Origin of the sequence: Marinobacter salexigens, assembly GCF_002806945.1 — a bacterium.
In the GTDB taxonomy this organism is placed as follows: Bacteria; Pseudomonadota; Gammaproteobacteria; order Pseudomonadales; family Oleiphilaceae; genus Marinobacter; species Marinobacter salexigens.
On record NZ_NIHC01000001.1, the window covers coordinates 628,123 to 652,880 of the forward strand.

Genomic DNA, 24,758 nt, shown 5'->3' on the forward strand with positions numbered 1-24,758 from the left:
GCCACATGAAACTATTGAAAGTACTGGCACGGATTCTGGAGTATCCCACAGCGGAACTTCAGGCCTCCAAAGACGCTCTGGTTGCTGCTGTCCTGGAGGACAGCCGGCTGCCACGGAAAAACAAGGAGCAACTGCTGCAGTGCATCGACCGTCTGTGCGATGGCGACTTGCTGGACCTTGAAGAAGCCTACACTGGCACCTTCGACAAAGGCCGCGCCACCTCACTGCTGTTGTTTGAGCACGTTCACGGAGAATCCCGTGACCGTGGCCAGGCCATGGTTGATCTGATGGAGCAATATCGCGCCAACGGGCTGGAAATCGATGCCAAGGAACTGCCGGATTACCTTCCGCTGTTTCTGGAGTATCTGTCGACTCGCCCCTGGGAAGAAATCAAGAACTGGCTGGAAGATATCCACCACATTCTTGGGTTGTTGGGTGAGCGCCTGTATCAACGTGAAAGCATGTATCACGTAGCCATGGATTCTCTGCTGGAGTTGTCTGGCCGCAAAACAGACCGTCAGGAGCTGGCACAGCTTGTGGCATCTGAAGAGCGGGACGATACAGCGGAAGCGCTGGACAAGGTCTGGGAAGAAGAAATGGTTAAGTTTGTGGATGACCAGGGCAGTTCCTGTAACACGGGTGGCGTTGTTGGCCAGCGCCGCCGCGAGATGGAGCAGACCCAAACCATTCACCTCAGTGATCATCTGATGACGGATGTAACGCCCGCTCAGGCGCGTGCTGCCGCGAGAGACGCCTGAAGGCGCAAGAGGAGACCAAGATGATGTCTTATCTGAATACACTGCTTTTCGGAATTTATCCGTACATCGCTCTGGTAGTGATGGTTGTAGGTACCTGGGCGCGATATGACCACGGCCAGTTCACCTGGAAGGCTCACTCCACTCAGATGCTGAGCAAGAAAAACATGGTAATGGCCAGCGTGCTTTTCCATGTGGGGATTCTGGTGATTTTCTTCGGCCACCTGGTTGGCCTGTTAACTCCGCACTTTATGTACGAGCCGTTCATGACCGCGGGCACCAAACAGGTGCTGGCGATTGTGGTTGGCGGTATAGCGGGTGTGATGTGTCTGGTAGGGGGTGCCATGCTGGCCTATCGCCGGCTGACAGACCCAAGAGTCAAAGCCAGCAGTACCTTCGCTGACAACATGATCATCATCATACTGGTTGTTCAGGTAGTACTGGGATTGCTGACCATCTTCCCGACACTGGGTCACCTCGATGGCGGCACCATGCTGCAACTGGCAGGCTGGGCGCAGGCAATCTTCACCTTCCAGGGCGGAGCTGCTGACTATGTGGTGGGCGTACACTGGATCTACAAGCTTCATATGTTCCTGGGCTTGACGATCTTTGTACTCTTTCCGTTCACCCGTCTGGTGCACATGTTGAGTGTGCCACTGGAGTACTTCGGCCGGAAATACCAGGTCGTGCGTAAGCGGGCGTAAGAGATAAAGCGCCCCCTCTCCCCCAGCCCCTCTCCCGCGAGGGGAGAGGGGAGCTACACATCCCAACCTGCGGGATTGCCCTCACGCCAGAGAGCTGTGCAGTAAAAGCCCCTCTCCCCTCGCGGGAGAGGGGTTGGGGAGAGGGGCTAGCGCCACTGAAAACATATACGGAGACTTTCCATGCAACTGATCCCCACCGGTGAACCCGAAAAACCCAGAAACCAGTTTCCGCCAGTGTATGTGGGTGAAACCCTGATACCTGAAGAGGATATCGCTCGGGAAATGCAGCATCACCCGGCTGAAGAGGTTGCTGAAGCCTGGCACGAAGCCGCTAAAAGCCTTGTTATCCGTGAGCTCCTTTTGCAGCAGGCTAAAAGCCTGAAATTGCCGGAAGAGCTGGATGAAGAAACTGCGATAGCACAGGTGCTTGAGCAGGAGCTCGACGTGCCGCAGCCCAGCGATGAAGACTGCGAGCGCTTTCATGCAGCCAACCCCGGGCGTTTCCGTAGTTCTACATTAATGGCCGTAAGCCACATTCTGCTGGCCGCAGCGCCGGACGATGTGCAGGAGCGCATGCGCCAGGAAGAGGTTGGGCAACAGTTGCTTGCCTCCTTGCTGGAAGGTCGTGCCCAGTGGGCGCCATTGGCCAAACAGTACTCTGCGTGTGAATCCCGTCATCAGGGCGGCAGCCTTGGGCAGATCAGCAAGGGGCAAACTGTGGAAGAGTTTGAGCGGCCAGTGTTAACGCTCAAAGAGGGTCTGAACCCGGAACTGATTGAAAGCCGCTACGGTTGGCACATTGTGCGTGTGGATCAGCGTGTGGATGGTGAGCAGTTGCCATACGAGCATGTGAAACCACAAATTCGCCAGTACCTGAGCGAAAGCGTAACCCGCCGGGCATTTCGCCAGTATTTGCAGGTGCTAGCGGCCGAGGTGGGCGTTCAGGGTGTTGACCTTGAGTTGCCCGATTCACCGTTGATGCAGTGACGCGCCCACACTGGAACGAGAGCCCGCTCAAGAAGTAGGTAGTAATACGAAGAATTGCGTTACGTCAATTTTGCCCAATTTACCGTGTTACTACCTCCATGGAGGGAGCGATTTTTCCAGAACATCCTCCTATTATCTAAAACATGATTCTGAATGCATGATATGGAAGGGTAGAAAAATGATAGCTACGCAATCTGCAGAAACCCGCTACGCCAAACCAGTTATGGTGGCAGTCAATGAGTTGACCAACGATAAAATCGGGCTACAGCAAATGCGCGGCCACGCCCTTTTCAACACGCTCAGTGATGCGGACTTTGAGAGCCTCGTATTGCAGTCCCGCCGCCTGCGCTTGGGGCACCATCAATTGCTTTACCGGCAAGATATGCCCGCTCATCATTTTTTCTTTGTGGTATCTGGCCGCTTGCGTCTATACAGGCTGGATTCCTCCGGCATTGACCGAACCCTCGACAGCATCGCGCCAGGGGATTGCTTTGCCGAAGTGATGATCTATGCCGATCCTGCCCGATATGCCTGCTACGCTGAAGCCTTGAAGTCCAGTGAAGTTCTGATGATTCCGGTGAAAGCCTATCAGGAGCTGCTCGATAGCAAGCCTGAGTACGCCAACGCAGCCCTTAGGCACTATGCCAAGCGTGCAGTCTCCCGGTTCCATGATCTCGAGATCATGACCGTTCAAAATGCCCGGGATCGTCTTATCCGTTACCTGATCGACTTGCTGCCGAATGGTGTTTCAGAAGGCGGGGAAGTGGAATTACCTCTGCCGAAGTGCCTGGTTGCGTCCAGGCTTGCGATGCAACCGGAAACCTTCTCCCGGATATTGGCGGATCTGAAGGCTAACGGTCTGGTGCGGGTGAACCGAAGTAAGTTGTATATCTCCGACCCTAAAAGATTAGTCGAAATCAGCCAGTAGAAACAGAAAGGATATTGCTTACATGATTAGCAGTTACAGTGACTTGGTCAAAGCAGCTAAAAACGAGCACGAGCCTCAAAGACTTTTGTTCGTATTCTGTCGAGCCGAGCTGCCCGATGATGCGTCCGCTGATGAAAAAGCCGCTTTTGAACAAGGTGAGGGTGGTGCCCTCACACCAGTTATCTGCGTAGACAAAGCGTTGCACGAAGTTCTTGAGTTTCCTCTGCTGGTCGAAGAATCCAAAAGTACCGGCCAACCCTGGGATGTGGTCTTTGTTGCAGCTATGTCCGGCAGGGGTGGTACGCCTCCTACGACTGACGAAGCGCAACAGCCATTGACAATGATGGTGGAGTCCATTCGTCTGGGGCATATCAGTAACTACTTACCCCTCGACAAGAGCGGAAACGCTGTCAGCCTCGGCTGACACGCGTATCTCGTTGGTTTCCAAGAGGAAGATATAACCATATAGAGGTATTTGATTTACATCTGGATCGATTAGGCTGTAAGCATCACAAGTAGGTGATCTGCTGTTTCTGTCGGGGGCATGTTTTGAACGTTATTTTCCGCACTGTTTTTTGTTTCTTTTCTGCGTTGTTGGTACTCACATCCATGGCTCAGGCAGAGCCGCTAAGCCAGTATGAGCCGATCGCCGGGCGTCAGGTTATCGAGAAGGCCTTCCCGGAAGTAGACCGGATCGAACCGAAGGAAGGTAATCGAGCAATACAAGAGTTGTATGCCGGCGACGAACTTAAAGGCTACGCCTATCAGTCCCTTGACTTTGTCCAGACACCTGCCTATTCCGGAAAACCATTGAACGCGATGGTGGTGCTCGATACCGAAGGCGCAATCCGTTTTGCCAAAGTGATTCATCACGATGAGCCCATATTGTTGGTGGGCATCCCCGAGAGCAAAATGCATGATTTTACCGACCAGTACGCGGGCCTGAAAGCAGACCAGCGAGTAACCGTGGGCGGTACCTCTACCGAGCGCAAGGTCGCAGTTGACGGTCTCTCCGGTGCGACGGTAACGGTGATGGTGATTAACGAAGTCATTATGCGAACCGCTCACCGGGTGGGTGTTGAGCTGGGGCTGGTTGAAGGTAGTGGTGCCAAGCGCCCGCCTGTTGCTGAGGTTATCGAAGATGGTTACCAGTCACGTTCCTGGGAGGAGTTAACCGGCGATGGTTCGATTCGTCGCATGCTTCTGACCAAGGGGCAGGTTGATGATTCCTTCATAGGCACTGATGCGGAAGGCATTGAAACAGCCGCGCCTGATGAGCGCGATGAAGCGCTGATTGATCTTTACGCTACCTACCTGGATGTGCCGTCGATTGGTCGAAACCTGTTAGGCGAAAAGCAGTATGACTGGCTGATGACGGAATTGAAGGAAGGTGAGCAGGCCATTGCCGTGTTGGCTAACGGTGAATACTCCTTTAAAGGCTCAGGCTATGTGCGCGGTGGTATTTTTGACCGAGTACAGATCCGTCAGTTTGGCGACACCTTTAACTTCCGCGATCTGGATTTTTACCGACTCAGCGATGTTTATGCCCAAGGCATGCCCGGGTTTATGGAAATGGCGATTTTCATTATCCGGCAGCAGTACAACTTTGACCCGGGTTCACCCTGGACTTTGGAGTTAACAGTTAAGCGCCAGACCGGACCCTTGGACAGTGAATTCCAGGTGTTCCCTCTGGAATACCAGCTCCCGGAGCAGTATTACACCCGTGCGGAGCCAGTACTTACCGAGGAGGAGTGGCTCGAAACCCAACCGCTCTGGGTGCAGGTTTGGTATCAGCGTCAGTTCCAGGTGATCGTTCTGGGGGTTGGCATCGGAGTACTGCTACTGATTCTGTTCTTCCAGGACTGGTTGGTGAAAAAGCCCAAGGTGACGCGCTGGATTCGTCATGCATTTCTTACCTACACAGTGTTTTTCATTGGTTGGTATGCCTTGGGCCAGTTGTCCATCGTTAACGTGCTGGCGTTTGTACACAGCCTGGTTAGCGGATTCACCTGGGAAACCTTCCTGATTGACCCGATTATCTTTGTGCTCTGGGCCTCTGTAGCAGGCATCGTGTTGCTATGGGGGCGTGCCGTCTATTGCGGTTGGCTGTGCCCGTTTGGAGCACTGCAGGAGCTGATCAACGAGATTGCCCGCTTCTTCAAGGTTCCACAGTACAACGTGCCCTGGCCCATTCATGAGCGTTTGTGGGCGGTGAAGTACATCGTATTGCTGGTGCTGTTCGGTGTGTCTCTGGATTCGCTGGCAACCGCCGAGAGGATGGCAGAAATCGAGCCCTTCAAAACCGCGATTACTCTCCGCTTTGATCGCAGTTGGCCATTTGTCACCTACGCGGTCCTGCTGCTTGTAGTAAACATTTTTACCCGCAAGGTGTTCTGCCGCTACATGTGCCCGCTGGGTGCGGCATTGGCGTTACCCACCAAACTGCGTGTTTTCGACTGGCTCAAGCGTCGTAAGGAGTGCGGCAACCCATGTCAGCTGTGTGCCAAGGAATGTGAAGTTCAGGCCATTCACCCTGACGGCACCATCAACTATCAGGAATGTCATTACTGCCTGGATTGCCAGATGACCTATTTCGATGATCACAAATGCCCGCCGCTGATCGTTAAGCGTCGTGGCAAGCGCCGTGGTCGCAATGCACCGGGTCGCCCTGAAGAAATTCCAGTGGTTCAGGTGACCTAGCAGAGTAAAACCCAAAAAAAGAAAAAGCGAAGCAGAAATAGAACCGCCATTACCAATAACGGAGTTCAATGCTATGAAAAAGAAAGATGAGTTAGGAGCCGAAGTGGCTGAAAATGGCGAAAGTGGCCTGAGCCGTCGTCGTTTCCTGGGTGCCACTGCTCTGGCCGGAGCGGTTGGCGCAGCGGGCCTGGGTGGTGCCGTAATGACCCGTGAATCCTTTGCTGCTGCAGCCAAGGAGGCCCAAAACAAGATCCACGTAGGGCCCGGTGAGCTGGACGAGTACTACGGTTTCTGGAGTGGTGGTCACCAGGGTGAAGTACGTGTGCTTGGTGTTCCGTCCATGCGTGAACTGATGCGGATTCCCGTGTTCAACGTTGATTCAGCCACAGGCTGGGGTATCACCAACGAAAGTAAGGATATCCTGGGACGCGACAAAACCTATCTGAACGGTGATTGTCACCACCCCCACATTTCCATGACCGACGGTCGCTATGATGGCAAATACCTGTTCATCAACGACAAGGCCAACACCCGCGTTGCCCGTATCCGCCTGGATATCATGAAGTGTGACAAGATTACCCATATTCCCAACGTACAGGCCATTCACGGTTTGCGCTTGCAGAAAGTGCCCCACACCAAGTATGTGTTCTGCAACGCGGAATACATGATTCCACACCCCAACGATGGTAGCGATTTCTCCATGGAGAACAGCTACACCATGTTCAACGCGCTGGATGCGGAAACCATGGAAGTCGCCTGGCAGGTGATTGTAGACGGCAACCTGGATAACACAGATGCTGATTACACTGGCAAGTACGCGGCTTCTACCTGCTACAACTCAGAGAAAGCAACGGATCTGGCAGGCACCATGCGCAACGACCGCGACTGGGTGGTTGTGTTCAACGTTGAGCGCATTGAGGAAGCCGTCAAAAACGGCGACTTCAAGACTCTGGGCGATTCGAAAGTTCCCGTGGTTGATGGCCGTGGTAAATCCAGGCTGACACGCTACATTCCCGTACCAAAGAACCCGCACGGCATTAACACTTCTCCCGATGGCAAGTACTTCATTGCCGCCGGTAAGCTGTCGCCAACCTGTTCGGTGATTGCCATCGACAAGCTGGACGACTTGTTTGATGACAAAATCGAACTGCGTGATGCGATTGTTGCCGAGCCTGAGTTGGGTCTTGGGCCCCTGCATACCACCTACGATGGTCGCGGCAACGCTTACACCACGCTGTTTATCGACAGCCAGGTCGCCAAGTGGAACATCGAGGATGCCATCAAGCACTACAATGGTGAAAACGTTAACTACCTGCGCCAGAAGCTGGATGTGCATTATCAGCCGGGCCATAACCATGCGTCTTTGACGGAATCTCGGGATGCCGATGGTAAATGGCTGGTTGTATTGTCGAAGTTCTCGAAAGACCGTTTCCTGCCGGTTGGCCCGCTGCACCCGGAGAACGATCAGTTGATCGATATTTCCGGCGAGGAAATGAAGCTGGTTCACGATGGTCCTGCGTTCGCAGAGCCTCATGACTGTATTCTGGTTCGCCGCGATCAGATCAAGACTCAGAAGGTTTATACTCGTGACGATCCCTACTTTGCAGCGGCTCGCGAGCAGGCCAAAAAGGATGGGATTACTCTGGAAGCCGACAACAAGGTGATTCGCGATGGTAACAAGGTTCGCGTTTACATGACGTCGGTTGCGCCTATGTTTGGCTTGAATGAGTTCAAGGTCAAGCAGGGTGATGAGGTGACTGTGTATGTTACTAACCAGGATACCATTGAGGATGTGACTCATGGTTTCTGTATGGTAAACCATGGTGTGAGCATGGAGATCAGTCCTCAGCAGACTTCTTCGGTGACGTTCATTGCGGATAAGCCGGGTGTTAACTGGTACTACTGCAACTGGTTCTGTCACGCTCTGCACATGGAGATGACAGGTCGGATGTTGGTAGAGCCGGCTTGATTTAGGCGCTTTGACCGGAGCTCTGTACGGGGCTCCGGTTATTTCTGACTTTGGAGTAGCAAGACACTGGAAGAGCGCTTTCCAAAACACGCTGTGGATACGTCCCTGTACGCTTGGCTCCGCCATCCATGGCTCCGCACAGTTTTGGAAAGCGCTCTTCCAGTCTCTTGCCCGAATTTGGCAGTAGCTTTTAGCTCGAGAACTTATTTGATGCACCACATTTTGCGTTTAGGGGCGGCCCTGACAGTCGCCTTGCTATCGCTGACCGCGCAGGCCGATATTCAACAGCAGTTGGATGATCTGGAGCCGGGCGCGACTTTTGATCTTCCTTCCGAAACTCTTCCATCTATCGCTATCCGGGTGCCGGGTGTGACTGTGGCCTGTGGGTCTGAAACTCTTATTGATGGCGGAGGCCAGGGCAATGGGGTGGAGATTCAGGCGGAGGGTGTAACGCTTACTGGTTGTCGTATCCGGAACTGGGGTACGGATTTGAATGAATTGAATGCCGGAGTGTTTGTTAAGCGGGAAGCCAGCAAGGCAACGGTTGAGAATAACGATCTGCAGGGTTCGGCGTTTGGTGTTTGGTTGGATGCAGCACCAGATGCGACGGTGAAGAATAATACGATTCGGGGGGATGCAACGGTTCGCCCGAATGATCGGGGTAATGGGATCCATCTGTTTAATACCACCGGGGCATTGATTGAAGGGAATGACATTCGCCAGACCCGGGATGCCATTTATATCGAGACTGCGAACAAGAACAGGATTCGCAATAACACCATGGCCGATCTGCGTTACGGGATTCACTACATGTATTCCATGGATAATCTCCTGGAAGGCAATGTGACCCAAGGGACTCGTACGGGTTATGCGCTGATGCAGAGCAAGCGGCTTACGGTGTTGAACAATCGTTCTGAGAATGATGAGAACTACGGCATTCTGATGAACTTTATTACTCACTCGGTATTGCGAGGGAATGTGGTTTTTGGAGTGTCGCAAGGGCAAACAGCCGGGGTGGCGGTTTCTGGTGCAGAGGGGAAGGCTGTTTTTATCTATAACTCTTTGTATAACACTTTTGAGAACAATGTGTTTCGAGACAGTGGTGTGGGGATTCACTTGACCGCTGGTTCGGAAGAAAACCATGTTTTCCGCAATGCGTTTATCAGTAATCAGCGTCAGGTTAAGTATGTAGCCCTGCGCACCCAGGAGTGGTCCAAGGACGGTGTGGGCAATTATTGGAGTGACTACCTGGGCTGGGATCGTAATCAGGATGGTGTTGGTGATGTGCCCTATGAGCCTAACGATAATGTTGACCGGTTGTTGTGGACCTATCCTGAAGCAAAAATCCTGATGTTCAGCCCGGCGGTGGATACGCTGCGTTGGGTTCAGGAGGCGTTTCCTGTTGTTAAAGCCGCGGGTGTCAAAGATTCTCACCCGTTGATGAGCCCGCCAAAATTATTGGAGCCGGAGTCCTGATGAGCTGTTTTCGTCTTGAGAATGTGAGCTACCGGTACGACAAAGCGCTGGTACTGAATGGCGTTGATTTGCGCCTTGATCCGGGGGAAATCCTCGGTCTTTTTGGTCACAACGGTGCCGGCAAGACCACCAGTATTAAACTGATCCTTGGGTTGATGGCCCCTTCACAAGGCAAGGTGACGGTGTTGGGTGGAGAAGCAGGTGATCCCAAGGTGAGCCAGTACATAGGCTATCTGCCAGAGAACGTGATGTTCTATCCGCAGTTGACCGGTCGCGAGATTCTTGCGCATTTTGCACGGCTGAAAGGTGCAGATCTGCGTCAGGTACCTGAGCTTTTGGGGCAGGTGGGTCTGGATGATGCTATGGATGCCCGGGTTAAAACCTACTCCAAAGGCATGCGCCAGCGCTTGGGGCTTGCCCAGGCTCTGCTCGGAAAGCCGCGTTTGCTGATGCTGGACGAGCCTACGGTTGGGCTGGACCCCATTGCTACGGCAGATCTTTATCGTTTGTTGCGCACCCTGCGTGATGATGGAACGGGTGTGGTGCTTTGTTCCCACGTGCTTCCCGGTGTGGAGCCGTATATTGATCGCGCCGCGATTCTGACCGAGGGCAGTCTGAAAGCGGCAGGGGACCTCGCTGCGCTGCGCAGGCAGGCAAATATGCCCACTACGCTTTCTCTGGAGCCTGAGAACTCAGTGGCCGCTCTGGAAGCGGTAGTGAACAGTGCCAAGGCCTCAGCGGGATTGATGATGCGTCAGGATAATGGGCGACTGCATGTGGATGTGCGTTCTGCAGAAAAAATGGGATTAATGAAAGCGTTGATGGCGTCGGGTGAAGTGCGGGATATGGGAGTTTACCAGCCAACTCTGGAGGATTTGTACGTGCACTTTATTGGTTCTGGTGGCTTGGCCCATCGCGGAGGCGCCCAATGAACAGCATCTGGACCATCGCTCGTAAAGAGTTAAGTGATAGCTTCAGAAACCGTTGGTTGATTGCCATAGCCCTGGTGTTTGCCACTCTTGCTGTGGGCATCGCCTGGTTTGGCGCAGCGGCTTCCGGGCAGGTGGGTTATGCGTCTACACCGGCAACGATTGCCAGCCTTGCCAGCCTCGGTATTTTTTTGATCCCGCTCATTGCGCTGCTACTGGCCTATGACGCGATTGTGGGCGAGGAGGAGGGCGGCACGCTCTTGCTGCTGATGACCTATCCACTAAGCCGTGGGCAACTGTTGTTTGGCAAGTTTTTCGGGCACGGGCTCACATTGGCGCTCGCCACCCTGATTGGCTTTGGTGTGGCGGGAATCGCCATAGCACTATTGGTAGAAGATGTTGCCGTTGGCGCTCTGGCCATTGCCATGTTGCGCTTTATTATTTCCACTACGTTGCTGGGCTGGAGCTTTATTGCGTTGGCGTATGTGGTCAGCGTACGAGTAAGTGAGAAGCCGATTGCCGCTGGTTTGGCCCTGGCAATCTGGTTCTTTTTTGTTCTGATTTTCGATTTGATGTTGCTGGGGGTTTTGGTCGCCAGCCAAGGCGAATTCAATGCGGAATTGCTGCCTTGGCTTCTGTTGCTGAACCCGACCGACATATACCGTTTGCTGAACATAGTTACCTTCAGCGATAGCGCGCAGTTGAGCGGGGTTCTTAGCCTTGGTTCGGATTTGCCCATAGGTCCGAGCGGGCTTTGGCTGGCGCTGGTGCTTTGGTTTGTTATTCCTTTGACCGGCGCCTGGGCGTTGTTCCGCGGTCGCCGTATCTGATCTTTGCAACCCACTCTGGAGAACTCCATGAAGTTCACTCATTTGAAATCCCTTTCACTAATGCTGTTGCTGGCATTGTTTCTGGTGGGCTGCTCCGGCGAAGCTGAAAAGGTGGTTGAAAAACCTGCCCCCGTGCACATCGAATCCGGCGATGAATGCCACATTTGCGGCATGGCCATAACCCGTTTTCCCGGGCCAAAAGGTGAAGTGATTACCGAGAAAGAACAAACCGTTCACAAGTTCTGTTCTACTCGCGACATGTTTGCCTGGGTGTTGCAGCCGGAGAACGTTATGCGCAAGCACACTCTGTATGTGCATGATATGAGCCAGACCGAATGGGCCAGCCCGGACGACACTGCGCTGATTGACGCCCGTGAAGCGGTTTATGTGATTGGTTCAGAGCGCAAAGGAGCCATGGGGCAGACAATGGCCTCCTTTGCTACAGAGGCGGCTGCCCACGATTTCGTGATGGAATACGGGGGTGAAGTGGTGCGCTTCGACGCAATCACCCTGGAGCACCTCAACACAGAGATGCCCATGGGGGATATGCACGGCGATATGCATGGAGAAATGAAGCACTAAGGCCGGACTCTTCTCCACAAGGCGCGGCCCACAATCTTCACCTTGTCTCGCGTCGCCATGCGGGAGAGGTTGGTTTTGACCACGCCTGCTGTGAAGCGTGTCGATTTGGAGTAGTCGATGCGCACATTCACCAGTACGGGCTTCCCAGCCGCCGATTTCTGCAGTGCGGCCTCTATGCTTGCAGGAATATCCTGATTGCCAGCGAGGGAAACATACTCAACACCCAAGGCCTTGGCTAAAGCCTCATAGTCTACTGAGCCAAGCACTGTGCAGGTTTTCTGGTTATAGGGAATCTGCTGTGCTTGAGCAATCTGTGACAGTTCGCCATCGTTGAAGACAAAAACCATCACCCCTACATCCAGGCGAGCAGCCGTTACCAGCTCCATGCCTGTCATCAGTAGCGCACCATCCCCTGCAATACCAACTACCTGCCGATGGGGATTTGCCAGTTTGGCGCCTATAGCACCTGGAACACAGTACCCCATTGCGTTGAAGTCGCTGGGTGACATGTAATTCCGTGCGCCCAGTATGGGCATGAGTTCAGCTACCAGAAATGTATGATTGCCGTCATCAGCAACCACTATGGCATCGTCATCAAGACGCTCACGGAGGTGACTGAAAAACAGCTCCGGGTTTACCCGGTCGCCGCTGTCATGATCCCGCCACTCTTTCTTGTAAGCCGCTTTATCTTTGGCAATCTGCTCGCGAATGCCTGTGTTTGACGCAGAGGGCTTCAGCTTTTTCACAGCTTCTAACAACGCCGGTAGAGTCACTCTGGCATCGCCCTCGATGGTGTGGCTGGCCGGGTAGTTGGCGCTGAATACCTCAGGATTGATGTCCATGTGAATCAAGGCTGCTGGCGGGGTGATGCCATAGCTACCTGTGGGGATTTCAGAAAAGCGTGTGCCTATGGCCAGCAGACAGTCGGTTTTGGCGAAGGCATTGGTTGCTGCTGGAACAGCATAGTTGCCCATACCCATGCCGGTATGCAGAGGGTGGTTGCCCGGAAAGGCGCTAAGGCCTTGCAGGGTTGTTGAAACGGGTGCGTCCAGCAGTTCCGCCAGTTCGATCAGATCGGCTTGAGCATCAACAGAGCCCCAGCCTGCAAAAATCCCGGGCTGTTTTGCTTGCACCAGGGCTTGGGCTGCCGCATCAACCAGAGCCTGATCCGGCTGTTTGAGTGTTGGGGGGGCTTGGTATAGCGGCATGTCATCTACTTCGCCCAGAAAATTACTGATGTTGACGGGGATTTCGATAAACACTGGCCCCGGCTCGCCACCCATGGCGGTGTCATAGGCCTCGTAGAGCGTCGGGATGATTTCTTTATGACTGGTAATACGCCAGGTTTTCTTGGTAATCGGCTTCAGCAGGGCGTGTTGGTCCATCTCGTGGAGCTGGTACCTGTGCCCGGATTCCGAATGAATCCCGCCAGAGATAATCAGCATGGGGATGCCATCTATGCCTGCTTCACCTATGCCGCTGGCTGCATGAGTAACGCCCGCAGCAGGTACAATCAGCAGCGTGCCTAATTCGGTACCAGTCCGGCTTATGGCATCGGCCATGAAGGCGCCACCACATTCATGGGTAACAAGTGTCGGTTCGATGCTTTCTGAGCGGTTAAGCTCATCATAGATTTCGGTGGTATGGACGCCCGGGATGCCAAACGTGCGGCGAATGCCGAGCTGCTCCAGTGCGTGGCGAACGAGTGTGGCGCCGGTTTTCTTCATGGATATGCCCTGAAATTTATTGTTGTGAGTTCAATAGCTTAAAGCTTAGCGACTAATCAGGCCAGTGATGGGAGTCATAGAGTGGAGAAATGCTGCAGGGATCTGGCTTGGCCAGCAGTGCGGCTATTACCGGGGGGTCACCCCCCAGTCATATTCATGAAACGCAAAATCTGCACATCACCGTTGGATGAGAAGTGATGGCGCTCTGGTTTCAGGTCCATGGAGTCGATGATGGTTTGTCTGAGCTTGTCGTCTGTTACCGGGTGGCCACGAAGAACCCGCCGCAGATCGACAGAATGCTCATTGCCCAGACAAAGCAGTAATCTGCCTTCAACAGTTACCCGCACCCGGTTGCAGGTGGAACAGAAGTTGTGGGAGTGAGGTGAAATAAAGCCAACCTTTATCGGGCTGTCAGACATTCGGTAATAGCGAGCTGGGCCACCTGAGTCTTCAGCTGTAGGGATCAGTTCGTGATGCTGGCCGACAATGTCGCGCACCTCATCACTGGTGCACAGAGCCTGTCCGCGATCACGCTCTGAAATCTCACCCAATGGCATTTCTTCAATAAATGTAATGTTGACGTTTTTCTTCCGTGCAAACTCGATCAGATCAGGAACCTCATGATCATTCCCGCCCTTCATCACCACGGTATTCAGCTTGATGCCTTCAAAGCCAGCATCACGGGCCGCATCTATGCCGTCCAATACCTGAGATAGCTTGCCGGTGCGGGTGATGCTCGCAAACTTTTGTGCATCCAGTGAGTCGAGGCTGATGTTCAGTCGCTTCAGGCCTGCTTCTCGAAGCTTCTCTGCCATGGCAGGTAGCTGGCTGCCATTTGTAGTCATGGCGAAATCGCGCAGGCCGTAGGTGCCAATCTCCCGAACCAGTTCAAGAATGTCCTTGCGAACCAGGGGTTCGCCACCGGTAAGGCGGATTTTCTCGGTTCCAAGAGATACAAACGTTTTCGCAACCCTGGCGATTTCCTCAAGCGTCAGAACCTGCTGTCGGGGAAGAAAGGTCATTTCTTCTGCCATGCAATACACGCAACGGAAATCACAGCGATCAGTAACAGACAGGCGTACATAATTGACGGTTCTGCCAAAACGGTCTGTCAGTTTGCTCATGGCCATTGGATTCATTCCTGTAATAACTGAATTCGTGCTTACGGATTCATTATAGGCCCAGTATCGCAGAACCCAACTGCGAATCCGATACCCCACGCGGGGTAAGCCTGGTGGCTTTCTTGAATCTTATGGCTTTGTGGGGGTGTCATCAAACATAGCATAAAGTGATTGATTTTCACCGTTAACATTACTATAAAATACTTGTTATGTTTTGGTGACTAAATTTGATGGTGTTCCTGGAGGGTAAAATGGAAAAACTACTGTTTCGTGCCAATAGCGCCATGGTTTGGTCCGTACTCGGGTTGGCGGCCACCGTTTTGATGGCCTATCCCCTTGCCGGGCGCTTCCCGATGATGGTTCAGGTATTGGCTCATGTCGGCACTTTGTTGTTTGCAGTCGGAATCAAAATATCCTATGTCGCTCGTCTGGTGTTTTTAAGTCGCTTGGGAAGACCTGTTCACTGATAAGCGGTAGAATAGGTGAAAGATTAAACAATGCTGAGGTTCTCGCCATGACCGTGCAATCCGGAAAAACCGGTTTCAGGGTTCTTGCGTACATATCCATAGGGCTTGCTGCCATCGGAGTGGTATTGCCTTTATTGCCTACTACGCCCTTTGTCCTGCTGGCCGCATATTTTGCCGGCAAGGGGTCCCCGGCCTTCGCCAGTTGGCTTGAGAGGCACCCTACGTTCGGGCCTGCCATCAGAGATTGGCGCCAGAGCCGGGTTATACCCTTAAAGGCCAAGATGCTTGCCTGCAGCATGATGCTGTTGAGCTGGGGAATGCTTTGTGCTCTTGGGGCAGCAGCAATAGTTTTGGTTATTTCGGGAACTTTTATGGCTGGCGTGGCGTCCTATTTGCTGACCAGGCCCTCGTACTGACTGCTTTCACCTAAAAACCGGAGTGCTGAATGCATATTACCCGTTACACCGATTACTCGCTTCGTGTACTGATTTATCTCTCAGTGCAGGGTGATCGCCTGACCACCATTCAAGAAATTGCGGATAGTTACGACATTTCTAAAAACCACCTGATGAAGGTGGTGCACCAGCTAAATAAAAAGGGCTACATAGAAACGGTGCGAGGGAAAAAAGGTGGAATGAGGCTGCACAGAGCCCCAGAAGATATCAACGTGGGTGTGCTGGTTCGGGAAACCGAACATGATCTTAGTATTGTTGAATGCTACTCATCGAAAAACGACTGCAAAATCTCTCCGGTTTGTGGCCTCAAGCCGATTTTCGGAGAGGCCTTGCAGGCTTTTCTCTCTGTACTCGATAAGTACACCCTGAAAGACATTATGCAAGAACAACATAAGCCACAATTACTCAGGCTGCTTCAGATCGCCTGATTGCCTTTATTCATGAACCATGGTGCCCCCGCGTGCTCTATACCCCTATTCTGAAGCGCAACTATGCCGCGCAGCAGAGCGTGGACGTAGCCAAGGTCTTTGTGGCCTTTTTCGATGATGCAGCAGCAGCGCATTTGGGATAACCAGCAACCCTGAAAACAGGGTTGCTGGTATTCAAGGTTTCGCGTTTTTGCTCGCCTGCGCTTTTTTTGGTTTGCGCTTTGGCGGCAAAATGAGCTGCTCCAATTCATCCAGAGCTTCGCCAGTGTAAACAGCCAGTTTCTGCATGCTGGGCAGGGTATCCCGGCAGCCGGTAAATCCGAAGTTCAGCGACCCCGCATAGCTCAGGCACGTAATGTTCAGTGCGCCGCCATGTGCAATCAGCGAAACCGGATACATGGCCTCCAGCTTTGCACCCTCGTAATACAAAGCCTCCTGAGGACCAGGTACGTTCGAGATGGTAACGTTGAACACCGGGCGCATACGGCCACCAAGGCCAGACACAAGCTGCAGAATATAGGGCGACATCAGCAGCATTGTGTACTGAGTGAGGGCGCTCTTGGGCAACTTTTGCAGGTGCTCTTTAGCCTGATGAGTGGAAGTCTTGATGCTCTGCAGACGTGTAAGAGGGTCGGCCTCATCGGTGGCCAGAGAAGCAATCATGAAACTGATCGCCGTTCCTGTGCCCTGATCATCCGCTGGGCGAATATTCACAGGAATGCCCGCTGTAAGAGGTGTATCTGGAAGATCGTCCTGCTCCAGCAGAAAACGCCTCAGAGCTGTGCCGCAAAGATAAAGAACGATGTCGTTAAGAGGGGAGCCGGATGCGTGGGCCAACTCCTTCAAACGATCAAGTTGATAGTGCTGGGTGGCGAAGCGACGCTGGCCGGTTACTCGATGGTTGATTTTGGAGACCGGGCCAGCGAAAGGTGCGGTAAGCCCCCCTTCCGGGTGGCGGGCAGACTGCACAAGGCGGTTACCCGCGCGCAAGAGTGTTGGCGCCATGTCTGCTTGCAGTTTTACGGCGCCCACCGCTTGTGAAAATATAGCGGGAACGCTTTGTCTGGTCTCGCCCTTGCGGGGCTTGAGCCTTTCTGGCCGCATAGCCCAAGGCGGCAACATGCCTCGCTCATCCGGGTCTTTGCTCAAAACCCGTTGTAGCAAACGTACGCCACTGATGCCGTCAATCATTGAGTGATGCATTTTTGTGTAAAGTGCAAAGCGGTTGTTTTCCAAGCCCTCGATAACGTGGCACTCCCATAGTGGGCGGGCGAAATCCAGAGGGTTGGAGTGCAGACGCGATACCAGAACACCCAGCTCCCGTTCACCACCCGGTTTGGGAAGTGCTGAGTGGCGTACGTGGTAGTCAAGATCGAGATCCTTGTCTACCTTCCAGGCGGGGGCCAGTAACCGGCCCAGTGTGCCAGACCAAGCCAGTTTGGAGCACCAGGGAGGAGCGATCTCTCCGGTTTCCTTCATGCTGGTAACCATATCGCGAAGGAAAGTGTCAGGCGCGCCTTCCGGCAATGAAAAGATCAGCATGTTCCCCACATGCATTGGCGTGTCTTCAGATTCTACGGCTAGCCACGAGGCGTCCAGTGTTCCCAGGCGTTTCATTCCTTGTTCACCTCTGCCCGGTTTGGGCTCAAAAGTTGGAATTTTAATTGTTAGTTGCAAGTATACGGGTTGATGGCCTTGCAGACGATCATGTGAGTGAAAAAATCACAAAGTGAGCACCGGGGCGGTTATGAATTCTTGTTCGTCATGCACTCCCGAAAGGGAAGCAGTTGTGTTATTTTCAGAACAATGAATTAATAAAAACAACAACATCCGGAGGCTCTGTGGAATCCAGTCCACTCATCTCAGCAGGATTACCGATCGCCCTGTTTATTATCATGATCGGTATAGGCATGACCCTCAACATCCGTGATTTTCGGCAGGTAGCAGTTTACCCCAAAGGGATGATCATCGGGACCTTGGCGCAGATTGTACTCATGCCTCTGGTAGCGTTTGCGCTTGCATCATTGCTGGCCGTGCCGCCTGCCATTGCGGTGGGCCTGGTCATTATTGCCGCCTGCCCTGGAGGAACAACGTCCAACCTGTTTGTATTGCTTGCCCGGGGTAATATTGCGCTGTCTATTGTGCTAACCGTTAGCGCCAGCCTGATTACCATCCTCACCTTGCCACTTTTTACCAACCTGGCACTGAAATTTTATATGGGTACGGAACACGACATTGTGCTGCCAGTATGGAAAACCATTGCCATGCTGACCGGCATTGTTCTTTTCCCGGTCGCAATAGGCATGCAGGTTCGCTCCCGTAAGCCGGAGGTGGCGCATAAAGCAGAGAGTATTGTGAGTGTGTTTGGTGGCATTGTGCTGGCCATTTTGATTGCTGTGATTGTTTATGGGGTGCGGGATGAGATCTGGGACTTGTTGAAACAGGCGGGGCCAGCAACGATTCTGCTGAATGTGGTGGGTATTTTCATGGGCTTGCTGGCAGGCCGTGCGGCCAGGCTTACCCAGCGGGAGTCTTTGGCTGTTGCAGTAGAGTTGGGTGTAAAAAATGGCACCATTGGTCTGATGGTCACGCTCACAATATTGGAGTCCAGCGCCATGTCCATACCGGCTGCGGTCTACGGCGTGCTGATGTTTCCGATCGGATTTTTACTTGCCATGTACGGTAGGCGCAATATTCCCGCAGCGACTGCTGGCTCTTGATAACAGGGGTTGTTGCTGCCGGCGGTCCCTCGACCGCCGGCAATGGTTTCGGGTTTACATCCGGCCGTCTCTATCCACTTTGGTGGGTTCCAGGCTGCCGGTGCGGAAATCAATTTCCAGCTCCTGCCCATCGGCGTTATCCCCTTCCACTTCAATATCGCCTCGAGCGTTGGAGTTAATTTCCTCAATCCGGCTCATGCCCTGGTTTACGCTGGCATCAATGTAGTCTGAAGCTTCGGCTGCGGATAGGCCCCATGGGCCATCTGTGCGCTTGCGGCGCTCCTCCTTACGGATGGAGCCATCGCTGTTTACATCCAGCTCTACGTACCACTCCCCATCTACCCAGCCTTCAATTTCCATGCTGCCATCGTCGTCGCGGTCATCTTCCAGCTCAATGCTGCTGAAGTGGGAAATGCCATAGTCCGAGCCGATCTGGATGGCTCGTTTGGCGTCGTCTATGGTTCCGGATGCAAAAGCCAGCGGCGCGCCCACAAGGCTGGCTGCAAGTGCGGATGCGATAAGTGTTTTCATGGTATAGCTCCTGATTCTTTGATTTACAGTACTTGTGATATTGCGCCCTTGGGGAAACCACCTGAAGGAAAACTTCCTGAGCGTTGAGTGCATCTTAAGTAACGTCCGCTTGCAGGAGGGTGAGTGTTTCGTTCATGGTTCATTCATCTTGGCTCTGCCAGAATGAACCTATGAAAAATCTGCCAGGCTATCTTTTGAAACTCATCATCCCCACCGCCGCGTGTATTGCTGCGGCGTTTGCCATTGCCTTGTGTCTGGCTGTTCCCGTGCCGGCCTCAGCTGACGACGACTGGCGCAAACTCCATGAAGAAGTGCAGGCAGGTCGTATAAAGCCCTTGGGCGATATTCTGGACAGCCTTCTGCGCGACTGGGACGGCCAGGTGATTGATGTGGAGTTTGAGGAAGACGATGGCCAGCGACTCTATGAAATTGAACTGCTGGGCTCAGAAGGCCAGGTGGTGGAGTTTGAGGTGGATGCAGTAACTGGTGAACTTTTGGGCATTGAAGGCACCAACATCAACGGAATGAGGCGCCAATGAAAATTCTACTGGTAGAAGATGATCAGCCCTTGGCTAAGGGGCTCGCTACGTCGCTGGAAGCTGCCGGACTGCTGGTGGAAGTTGCCGGTGATGGTCGTACGGCGGATTTTCTCATCAGCACCGAGCGCTACGATGCGGTTATTCTGGATCTGGGCTTGCCCGATGGCAGCGGGGTTCAGTGGTTGTCTGGGTGGCGCGAGCAGGGGATTGAGCTGCCGGTTCTGATTCTCACTGCCAGAGAGCGCTGGTCAGACAAAGCCGCAGGGTTTTCAGCAGGCGCCGATGATTACGTTACCAAGCCGTTTGAAACGGCTGAAATCCTGTTCCGGTTGAGAGCCTTGGTGCGCCGGGCCCACGGCCACGCCCACCCGGTTATTCGGGTAGGGGATATTTCCCTGGATACCCACAGTGCCCAGGTAACTCGTGCCGGCATGCCAGTATCCCTGACTGCTCAGGAATTCCGGCTGCTTTCCCACCTTGTTCATGCTGCGCCCCGGGTGGTCAGCCGAACCGAGTTAACCGAGCATGTGTATGACGGCGATACAGAGCCAGACTCCAACGTGATTGATGTGCAGGTCAGCCGCTTGCGCCGCAAACTGGGGAGCCAGAGCATTGAAACCCTGCGCGGCCAGGGCTATCGGATGCATGCAGATAACACTGAGACCCCATGATGCTGGCAAGCCGGCTGCGTCGTCTTCCCATTGCCATGCGCATGCTGGTATCCGCGTTGGTTCTGGTGGTGTTGGTATTGCCAGCTGCAGGCGCGCTGTTGTCATGGAACTTTCGCGAGGCGGTGAACACCGCCTTTGATGAGCGCCTGGAATCCCTGCTCAATGTGGTGATTGCCGGAGTTAGCTACGATGTTCGGCAAAATGCCTTGGTAACCAACCGGCAACTGGGCGATTCCCGCTTCGACCGGGTGTTTTCCGGCTGGTACTGGCAAGTCAGTAACGGCGGTGAGCGGGTGCTTACTTCCCGCTCGCTATGGGATCAGCGGCTGGCGGTTATCCGCGAGTCTGGTATGACTTTCCGCAGCATTACCGGCCCCAGAGGCAAACAGCTTCGATTGTTGGAGCGGGATATACGCCTTCCCAACCTGGATGAGGTGCTGCATGTGCAGGTGGCCGCGAGTCTGGACGAAGTAGAGGCACAGGTTGCGCGTTTCCAAACGTTACTGTGGCTGTCGCTGGTGACACTGGGCGTGGTTCTTGTTGTATTGATTGGTTTGCAGATTCGCTGGGGGCTGGCTCCTCTGCGCCGGGTTGAGCAAAGCCTGAAGGCGGTAGAGCAGGGCAGGCAAGCCTCGATTGAGACGGATTTGCCCAGGGAGTTGGCGCGGCTGGCAGGTGCCATCAATATCGTACTGGAAAGAGACCAGCGATTGATGGAGCGGGGCAGAACGGCAACGGGCAATCTGGCCCATGCCCTGAAAACCCCGGTGGCGGTACTGGGCACTCTGGTGGAGCGGTTGCCTCAGGAGCAGCAAGAGGCCATGGCGGCGGAACTCAAGCGTCTGGATGAGGCTATAAGTCACCATCTCGCCCGTGCTTCCGCAGCGGGGCCAGTAACTCTGGGGGCGGAACAGGATATCATGGTCGTACTCAAACCGGTGATTGAGGGTGTAAAGCGCCTTGCCGGCAGGCGCGGCCTGGTGTTTCACTGTGATGTGCAGCAAGGTCTCGGGGTACGGATTGATGCCCAGGACTTACAGGAAATTGTCGGCAATCTGCTGGAAAATGCCATCAATTGGGCCAAAAGTTCCATAGGCTTGACCAGTGCTGTGGAAGGCGGCTGGCTGGTGCTTGCGGTCTTTGACGACGGGCCAGGCATGTCACCAGAAACCCGTCAGCAGGCCCTGAGCCGGGGCGGCAAACTGGATGAAGCAAGGTCTGGCTCCGGGCTGGGGCTGTCGATTGTTACTGATCTTGTGGAGTTGCACGGCGGCGAGCTCCGCTTGGACGAAAGCCCCGAAGGCGGCTTGCGCGTTGAAGTAATCCTGCCCTTGGCGCACCTGCGTTCAGGGCTTTAGCGGTGGCGGGTGCGGGCAATGGTACTCCTCTACCACGGTGCCTTCGTCCACGCTTTCCAAATGCACATCAAAGCCCCAAAGCCTGTGGGCGTGGCGTAACACTTCTTCGGTATCCTCGCCCAGGGGCACTCTGTCTACAGGCACATGCCTGAGAGTGAGCGAACGGTCGCCCCGTAAATCCACGTTCCACACCTGGATGTTGGGCTCCCGATAGCTGAGATTATATTGGCGAGCCAGCTTCTCACGGAGTTCACGATAGCCCGGCTCATCGTGTATGGCGGTTACCTTGTAACTGTCCTCCATATCGTCATCCTGAATGGCAAACAGTTTCATATCCCGCATCACTTTGGGTGACAGGAATTGTTGGATAAAACTCTCATCCTTGAAGTTGGCCATCGCAAAGTGCAGGGTTTTTATCCAGTCTGTGCCGGCGATATCCGGGAACCATTCCCGATCCTCATCGGTGGGGTCTTCACAGATCCGCCGCAGGTCAGTGAAGATAGAAAATCCCAGGGTGTAAGGATTGATGCCGGAATACCAGGGGCTGTTGAACGGGGGCTGGTACACCACAGCTGTGTGGCTTTGCAGAAACTCCAGCATGAACCCGTCGGTGACCAGGCCTTTCTCGTACATTCTGTGCAGCAGAGTGTAATGCCAGAAGGTGGCCCAGCCTTCGTTCATCACCTGGGTCTGGCGTTGAGGGTAGAAGTACTGCGCCAGTTTGCGCACAATCCGGATGATCTCCCGCTGCCAGGTTTCCAGTAGCGGCGCGTTTTTCTCGATGAAGTACAACAGGTTTTCCTGGGGTTCCTCCGGGTAGCGCTTTTTGCGCTTTATCGGGTCTTCATCCTCGTCCATTTTCGGAATGGTGCGCCAAAGATCATTCACCCGGCGCTGCAGGTATTCTTCCCGTTCTTCCTGACGCAGAGCTTCCTTGGCGGCAGAAATCGGCGCAGGTCGTTTGTACCGGTCAACGCCGTGATTCATCAGCGCATGGCAGGAATCCAGTATTTGCTCAACCGCATCCACGCCGTAGCGCTCCTCACAGTCCGACACATAATTCCGGGCAAACACCAGGTAATCAATAATAGCGCTGGCGTCGGTCCAGGTGCGGAACAGGTAGTTACCCTTGAAGAAGGAGTTGTGACCGTAACAGGCATGGGCAATCACCAGTGCCTGCATGGGCAGGGTGTTTTCCTCCATCAGGTAGGCAATGCAGGGATTGGAGTTAATCACAATCTCATAGGCCAGGCCCATCTGGCCGCGCTGGTAACCTTTGGATGTGCTGAGGAATTGCTTGCCGAAGGACCAGTGATTGTAACCAACCGGCATGCCAACAGAACTGTAGGCGTCCATCATCTGCTCGGCGCTGATTACTTCAACCTGGTTGGGGTAGGTGTCCAGGCCGAACTCGGCCGCACACTTGGCGATTTCTTCATCGTATTGCCGGATCAACTCGAAGGTCCACTCTGACCCTGTGGAGACCGGGCTGCGAGTGTCCGGGTTTTCACTGCCCTGCACATTGGGGCGGTCGATAGCATCGCTCATGCCGCTTTCCTCTCAAACAGCCGGCGGAAAACCGGGTAGATCTCGCTCGGGTCGGCAATTTGCTGCTGGGCAAAGCTCCCCGGGAATTGCTCCTGCACCCGCTCGTATTCGTACCACAGCATCTGGTGATCCTGGGGCGTAATCTCCACATAGGCGAAGTACTGCACTAACGGCAGAATGCGCTCGGTCAGCAGCTTGCCGCAAATAGGGGAGTCGTCGTTCCAGTTGTCGCCATCGGATGCCTGGGCGGCATAGATATTCCACTCTGCTGGCGAGTAGCGGGAGTCGATGATCTTGTGCATCAGTTTCAGGGCGCTTGAAACAATGGTGCCACCGGTCTCCCGGGAATAAAAAAACTCTTCCTCATCCACTTCCTTGGCGCTGGTGTGGTGGCGTATGAACACCACGTCGATTTTCTTGTAGTTCTTTTTCAGGAACAGGTACAGCAGGATGAAAAACCGCTTGGCGGTATCCTTGTGCATCTGCGTCATGGAGCCGGATACATCCATCAGGCAAAACATGACCGCGCTGGTGGCGGGCTTGTGCTGCTTCAGGTGCTGGCGGTAGCGCAGGTCGATTTCATCAATGAAGGGGATGCGCTTCACATTGGCTTTCAGTCGGGCAATTTCGTCCTCAAGCACCCGGATTTGATCGTCGTGGCTGAAGGCTGCGTCCAGATCCGCAGGGGCGCTTTTGAGATCCGCGAGTTGCGCCTCAAGCTCCCGGATTTTCTTCCTGCGTGCGCCACCCAGCCCTAACCGGCGAGCATGGGCACCGCGTAAAGAGCGGATAACGTCGAGTTTGGCAGGCACGCCTTGGGTGCTGTACCCGGAGCGCACATAGTTGAAAGACTCAGTATCCTTGAGTTGTTTTCGGACAAGGTTCGGAAGTTCCAGATCATCGAACAGAAAGTTCAGGAACTCGTCCTGGGTGATCTGGAAAGCAAACTCATCCATGCCTTCGCCGTCAGGGCTGGCCTTGCCTTGCCCCTGGCCTTGACCGCTGCCACCCTCTGGCTTGGGTATCCTGTCTCCGGCTACAAAATCCTGGTTGCCCGGGTGCACCATTTCACGGTGTCCGCCCTGGCCGTGATGGAACACCGGCTCATCGATATCCCGGGTAGGAATGCTGACGTTCTCTCCCCGCTCTATATCGGTGATCGAACGCCGGTGTACCGCGTCAGAAACGGCTTTCTTGATGTGATGCCGGTAGCGGCGCAAAAATCGCTCCCGGTTCACTGCACTCTTGTTTTTGCCATTCAGCCGTCGGTCGACAATGTGGGTCATACCCATAATTCACACTCCACTTACACGTTCGGGGCTAAAGCTGCAGG

At 54.0% G+C, this 24,758-nt stretch carries 24 protein-coding genes; 18 read left to right on the forward strand and 6 right to left on the reverse strand.

The features are described from left to right. The first annotated feature begins 5 nt into the window (after positions 1-5). From narJ to CDH47_RS02945, 11 genes are all read left to right on the forward strand, one after another. Positions 6-758: a nitrate reductase molybdenum cofactor assembly chaperone gene (gene narJ, locus CDH47_RS02895; RefSeq protein ID WP_100638310.1), complete on the forward strand. Its 753-nt coding sequence runs from the start codon at positions 6-8 to the stop codon at positions 756-758. A gap of 23 nt (positions 759-781) precedes the next feature. Then, complete coding sequence (gene narI / locus CDH47_RS02900; RefSeq protein WP_100638747.1) at positions 782-1,459, forward strand: respiratory nitrate reductase subunit gamma; 678 nt, start codon at positions 782-784, stop codon at positions 1,457-1,459. A 180-nt stretch (positions 1,460-1,639) separates the two neighbouring features. After that, positions 1,640-2,446 (forward strand): peptidylprolyl isomerase, encoded by an 807-nt coding sequence (locus CDH47_RS02905; protein ID WP_100638311.1) that lies wholly within the window; start codon positions 1,640-1,642, stop codon positions 2,444-2,446. A gap of 178 nt (positions 2,447-2,624) precedes the next feature. Continuing rightward, positions 2,625-3,374, forward strand: coding sequence for a Crp/Fnr family transcriptional regulator (locus CDH47_RS02910; RefSeq protein WP_100638312.1), 750 nt, complete (start codon positions 2,625-2,627; stop codon positions 3,372-3,374). A 22-nt stretch (positions 3,375-3,396) separates the two neighbouring features. Beyond that, on the forward strand, positions 3,397-3,798 hold the full coding sequence (locus CDH47_RS02915; protein WP_100638313.1) for a ribonucleotide reductase subunit alpha: 402 nt from the start codon (positions 3,397-3,399) through the stop codon (positions 3,796-3,798). A gap of 185 nt (positions 3,799-3,983) precedes the next feature. Then, positions 3,984-6,074, forward strand: a complete 2,091-nt coding sequence (gene nosR, locus CDH47_RS02920; protein ID WP_100638748.1) for a transcriptional regulator NosR — start codon at positions 3,984-3,986, stop codon at positions 6,072-6,074. A 73-nt stretch (positions 6,075-6,147) separates the two neighbouring features. Beyond that, on the forward strand, positions 6,148-8,043 hold the full coding sequence (gene nosZ, locus CDH47_RS02925; RefSeq protein ID WP_100638314.1) for a TAT-dependent nitrous-oxide reductase: 1,896 nt from the start codon (positions 6,148-6,150) through the stop codon (positions 8,041-8,043). A 210-nt stretch (positions 8,044-8,253) separates the two neighbouring features. Further along, positions 8,254-9,519 carry a nitrous oxide reductase family maturation protein NosD gene (locus tag CDH47_RS02930; protein WP_100638315.1) on the forward strand — a complete coding sequence of 422 codons (1,266 nt, stop codon included), beginning with the start codon at positions 8,254-8,256 and terminating at the stop codon, positions 9,517-9,519. Continuing rightward, positions 9,519-10,451 (forward strand): ABC transporter ATP-binding protein, encoded by a 933-nt coding sequence (locus CDH47_RS02935; protein ID WP_100638316.1) that lies wholly within the window; start codon positions 9,519-9,521, stop codon positions 10,449-10,451. The genes CDH47_RS02930 and CDH47_RS02935 overlap by 1 nt, the downstream gene beginning before the upstream one ends. Further along, entirely contained in the window at positions 10,448-11,278 is an 831-nt protein-coding gene (locus tag CDH47_RS02940) for an ABC transporter permease (protein WP_100638317.1), read from the forward strand. The genes CDH47_RS02935 and CDH47_RS02940 overlap by 4 nt, the downstream gene beginning before the upstream one ends. A gap of 27 nt (positions 11,279-11,305) precedes the next feature. Then, on the forward strand, positions 11,306-11,860 hold the full coding sequence (locus CDH47_RS02945; RefSeq protein ID WP_100638318.1) for a nitrous oxide reductase accessory protein NosL: 555 nt from the start codon (positions 11,306-11,308) through the stop codon (positions 11,858-11,860). Here the strand turns inward: CDH47_RS02945 and CDH47_RS02950 are convergent. Both CDH47_RS02950 and moaA read right to left on the reverse strand, forming a co-directional pair. Beyond that, positions 11,857-13,587 carry a thiamine pyrophosphate-binding protein gene (locus CDH47_RS02950; RefSeq protein WP_100638319.1) on the reverse strand — a complete coding sequence of 577 codons (1,731 nt, stop codon included), beginning with the start codon at positions 13,585-13,587 and terminating at the stop codon, positions 11,857-11,859. The genes CDH47_RS02945 and CDH47_RS02950 overlap by 4 nt on opposite strands. Before the next feature lie 137 nt (positions 13,588-13,724). After that, positions 13,725-14,717: a GTP 3',8-cyclase MoaA gene (gene moaA / locus CDH47_RS02955; RefSeq protein ID WP_100638320.1), complete on the reverse strand. Its 993-nt coding sequence runs from the start codon at positions 14,715-14,717 to the stop codon at positions 13,725-13,727. 242 nt (positions 14,718-14,959) lie between these two features. Here moaA and CDH47_RS02960 point away from each other — a divergent pair, with 242 nt between their 5' ends. From CDH47_RS02960 to CDH47_RS02970, 3 genes are read left to right on the forward strand one after another with little or no spacing between them, the layout of a single operon-like run. After that, on the forward strand, positions 14,960-15,175 hold the full coding sequence (locus CDH47_RS02960; protein ID WP_100638321.1) for a hypothetical protein: 216 nt from the start codon (positions 14,960-14,962) through the stop codon (positions 15,173-15,175). Between the two features lie 47 nt (positions 15,176-15,222). Next, positions 15,223-15,591 (forward strand): YbaN family protein, encoded by a 369-nt coding sequence (locus tag CDH47_RS02965; RefSeq protein WP_100638322.1) that lies wholly within the window; start codon positions 15,223-15,225, stop codon positions 15,589-15,591. A 29-nt stretch (positions 15,592-15,620) separates the two neighbouring features. Further along, positions 15,621-16,058, forward strand: coding sequence for an RrF2 family transcriptional regulator (locus CDH47_RS02970; RefSeq protein ID WP_100638323.1), 438 nt, complete (start codon positions 15,621-15,623; stop codon positions 16,056-16,058). Positions 16,059-16,232: 174 nt separating this feature from the next. Here CDH47_RS02970 and CDH47_RS02975 read toward each other — a convergent pair whose 3' ends face one another. Then, positions 16,233-17,675, reverse strand: a complete 1,443-nt coding sequence (locus tag CDH47_RS02975) for a WS/DGAT/MGAT family O-acyltransferase (RefSeq protein ID WP_100638324.1) — start codon at positions 17,673-17,675, stop codon at positions 16,233-16,235. A 224-nt stretch (positions 17,676-17,899) separates the two neighbouring features. Here CDH47_RS02975 and CDH47_RS02980 point away from each other — a divergent pair, with 224 nt between their 5' ends. Beyond that, on the forward strand, positions 17,900-18,778 hold the full coding sequence (locus CDH47_RS02980; protein ID WP_100638325.1) for a bile acid:sodium symporter family protein: 879 nt from the start codon (positions 17,900-17,902) through the stop codon (positions 18,776-18,778). A gap of 54 nt (positions 18,779-18,832) precedes the next feature. Here the strand turns inward: CDH47_RS02980 and CDH47_RS02985 are convergent, their stop codons facing one another. Next, positions 18,833-19,309: a hypothetical protein gene (locus tag CDH47_RS02985; RefSeq protein WP_100638326.1), complete on the reverse strand. Its 477-nt coding sequence runs from the start codon at positions 19,307-19,309 to the stop codon at positions 18,833-18,835. A 170-nt stretch (positions 19,310-19,479) separates the two neighbouring features. On the opposite strand from CDH47_RS02985, the gene CDH47_RS02990 reads away from it, so the two are divergent. From CDH47_RS02990 to CDH47_RS03000, 3 genes are read left to right on the forward strand one after another with little or no spacing between them, the layout of a single operon-like run. After that, on the forward strand, positions 19,480-19,848 hold the full coding sequence (locus CDH47_RS02990; protein WP_100638749.1) for a PepSY domain-containing protein: 369 nt from the start codon (positions 19,480-19,482) through the stop codon (positions 19,846-19,848). Beyond that, positions 19,845-20,519, forward strand: coding sequence for a winged helix-turn-helix domain-containing protein (locus tag CDH47_RS02995; protein ID WP_100638327.1), 675 nt, complete (start codon positions 19,845-19,847; stop codon positions 20,517-20,519). The genes CDH47_RS02990 and CDH47_RS02995 overlap by 4 nt, the downstream gene beginning before the upstream one ends. Beyond that, on the forward strand, positions 20,516-21,877 hold the full coding sequence (locus CDH47_RS03000) for a sensor histidine kinase (protein WP_239985553.1): 1,362 nt from the start codon (positions 20,516-20,518) through the stop codon (positions 21,875-21,877). Before CDH47_RS02995 ends, CDH47_RS03000 begins: the two co-directional genes overlap by 4 nt. Here the strand turns inward: CDH47_RS03000 and CDH47_RS03005 are convergent. Next, positions 21,866-23,425 (reverse strand): SpoVR family protein, encoded by a 1,560-nt coding sequence (locus CDH47_RS03005; protein WP_100638328.1) that lies wholly within the window; start codon positions 23,423-23,425, stop codon positions 21,866-21,868. The two genes, CDH47_RS03000 and CDH47_RS03005, sit on opposite strands and share 12 nt — an antisense overlap. Continuing rightward, positions 23,422-24,717, reverse strand: a complete 1,296-nt coding sequence (locus CDH47_RS03010; RefSeq protein ID WP_100638329.1) for a YeaH/YhbH family protein — start codon at positions 24,715-24,717, stop codon at positions 23,422-23,424. Before CDH47_RS03010 ends, CDH47_RS03005 begins: the two co-directional genes overlap by 4 nt. Positions 24,718-24,758 lie beyond the last annotated feature (41 nt).

Bases quoted from the DNA above. Each gene is read 5' to 3' on its own strand.
- narJ (WP_100638310.1), top strand. From the start codon at position 6: ATGAAACTATTGAAAGTACTGGCACGGATTCTGGAGTATCCCACAGCG.
- narI (WP_100638747.1), top strand. From the start codon at position 782: ATGTCTTATCTGAATACACTGCTTTTCGGAATTTATCCGTACATCGCT.
- CDH47_RS02905 (WP_100638311.1), top strand. From the start codon at position 1,640: ATGCAACTGATCCCCACCGGTGAACCCGAAAAACCCAGAAACCAGTTT.
- CDH47_RS02910 (WP_100638312.1), top strand. From the start codon at position 2,625: ATGATAGCTACGCAATCTGCAGAAACCCGCTACGCCAAACCAGTTATG.
- CDH47_RS02915 (WP_100638313.1), top strand. From the start codon at position 3,397: ATGATTAGCAGTTACAGTGACTTGGTCAAAGCAGCTAAAAACGAGCAC.
- nosR (WP_100638748.1), top strand. From the start codon at position 3,984: ATGGCTCAGGCAGAGCCGCTAAGCCAGTATGAGCCGATCGCCGGGCGT.
- nosZ (WP_100638314.1), top strand. From the start codon at position 6,148: ATGAAAAAGAAAGATGAGTTAGGAGCCGAAGTGGCTGAAAATGGCGAA.
- CDH47_RS02930 (WP_100638315.1), top strand. From the start codon at position 8,254: ATGCACCACATTTTGCGTTTAGGGGCGGCCCTGACAGTCGCCTTGCTA.
- CDH47_RS02935 (WP_100638316.1), top strand. From the start codon at position 9,519: ATGAGCTGTTTTCGTCTTGAGAATGTGAGCTACCGGTACGACAAAGCG.
- CDH47_RS02940 (WP_100638317.1), top strand. From the start codon at position 10,448: ATGAACAGCATCTGGACCATCGCTCGTAAAGAGTTAAGTGATAGCTTC.
- CDH47_RS02945 (WP_100638318.1), top strand. From the start codon at position 11,306: ATGAAGTTCACTCATTTGAAATCCCTTTCACTAATGCTGTTGCTGGCA.
- CDH47_RS02950 (WP_100638319.1), bottom strand. From the start codon at position 13,587: ATGAAGAAAACCGGCGCCACACTCGTTCGCCACGCACTGGAGCAGCTC.
- moaA (WP_100638320.1), bottom strand. From the start codon at position 14,717: ATGGCCATGAGCAAACTGACAGACCGTTTTGGCAGAACCGTCAATTAT.
- CDH47_RS02960 (WP_100638321.1), top strand. From the start codon at position 14,960: ATGGAAAAACTACTGTTTCGTGCCAATAGCGCCATGGTTTGGTCCGTA.
- CDH47_RS02965 (WP_100638322.1), top strand. From the start codon at position 15,223: ATGACCGTGCAATCCGGAAAAACCGGTTTCAGGGTTCTTGCGTACATA.
- CDH47_RS02970 (WP_100638323.1), top strand. From the start codon at position 15,621: ATGCATATTACCCGTTACACCGATTACTCGCTTCGTGTACTGATTTAT.
- CDH47_RS02975 (WP_100638324.1), bottom strand. From the start codon at position 17,675: ATGAAACGCCTGGGAACACTGGACGCCTCGTGGCTAGCCGTAGAATCT.
- CDH47_RS02985 (WP_100638326.1), bottom strand. From the start codon at position 19,309: ATGAAAACACTTATCGCATCCGCACTTGCAGCCAGCCTTGTGGGCGCG.
- CDH47_RS02990 (WP_100638749.1), top strand. From the start codon at position 19,480: ATGAAAAATCTGCCAGGCTATCTTTTGAAACTCATCATCCCCACCGCC.
- CDH47_RS02995 (WP_100638327.1), top strand. From the start codon at position 19,845: ATGAAAATTCTACTGGTAGAAGATGATCAGCCCTTGGCTAAGGGGCTC.
- CDH47_RS03000 (WP_239985553.1), top strand. From the start codon at position 20,516: ATGATGCTGGCAAGCCGGCTGCGTCGTCTTCCCATTGCCATGCGCATG.
- CDH47_RS03005 (WP_100638328.1), bottom strand. From the start codon at position 23,425: ATGAGCGATGCTATCGACCGCCCCAATGTGCAGGGCAGTGAAAACCCG.
- CDH47_RS03010 (WP_100638329.1), bottom strand. From the start codon at position 24,717: ATGGGTATGACCCACATTGTCGACCGACGGCTGAATGGCAAAAACAAG.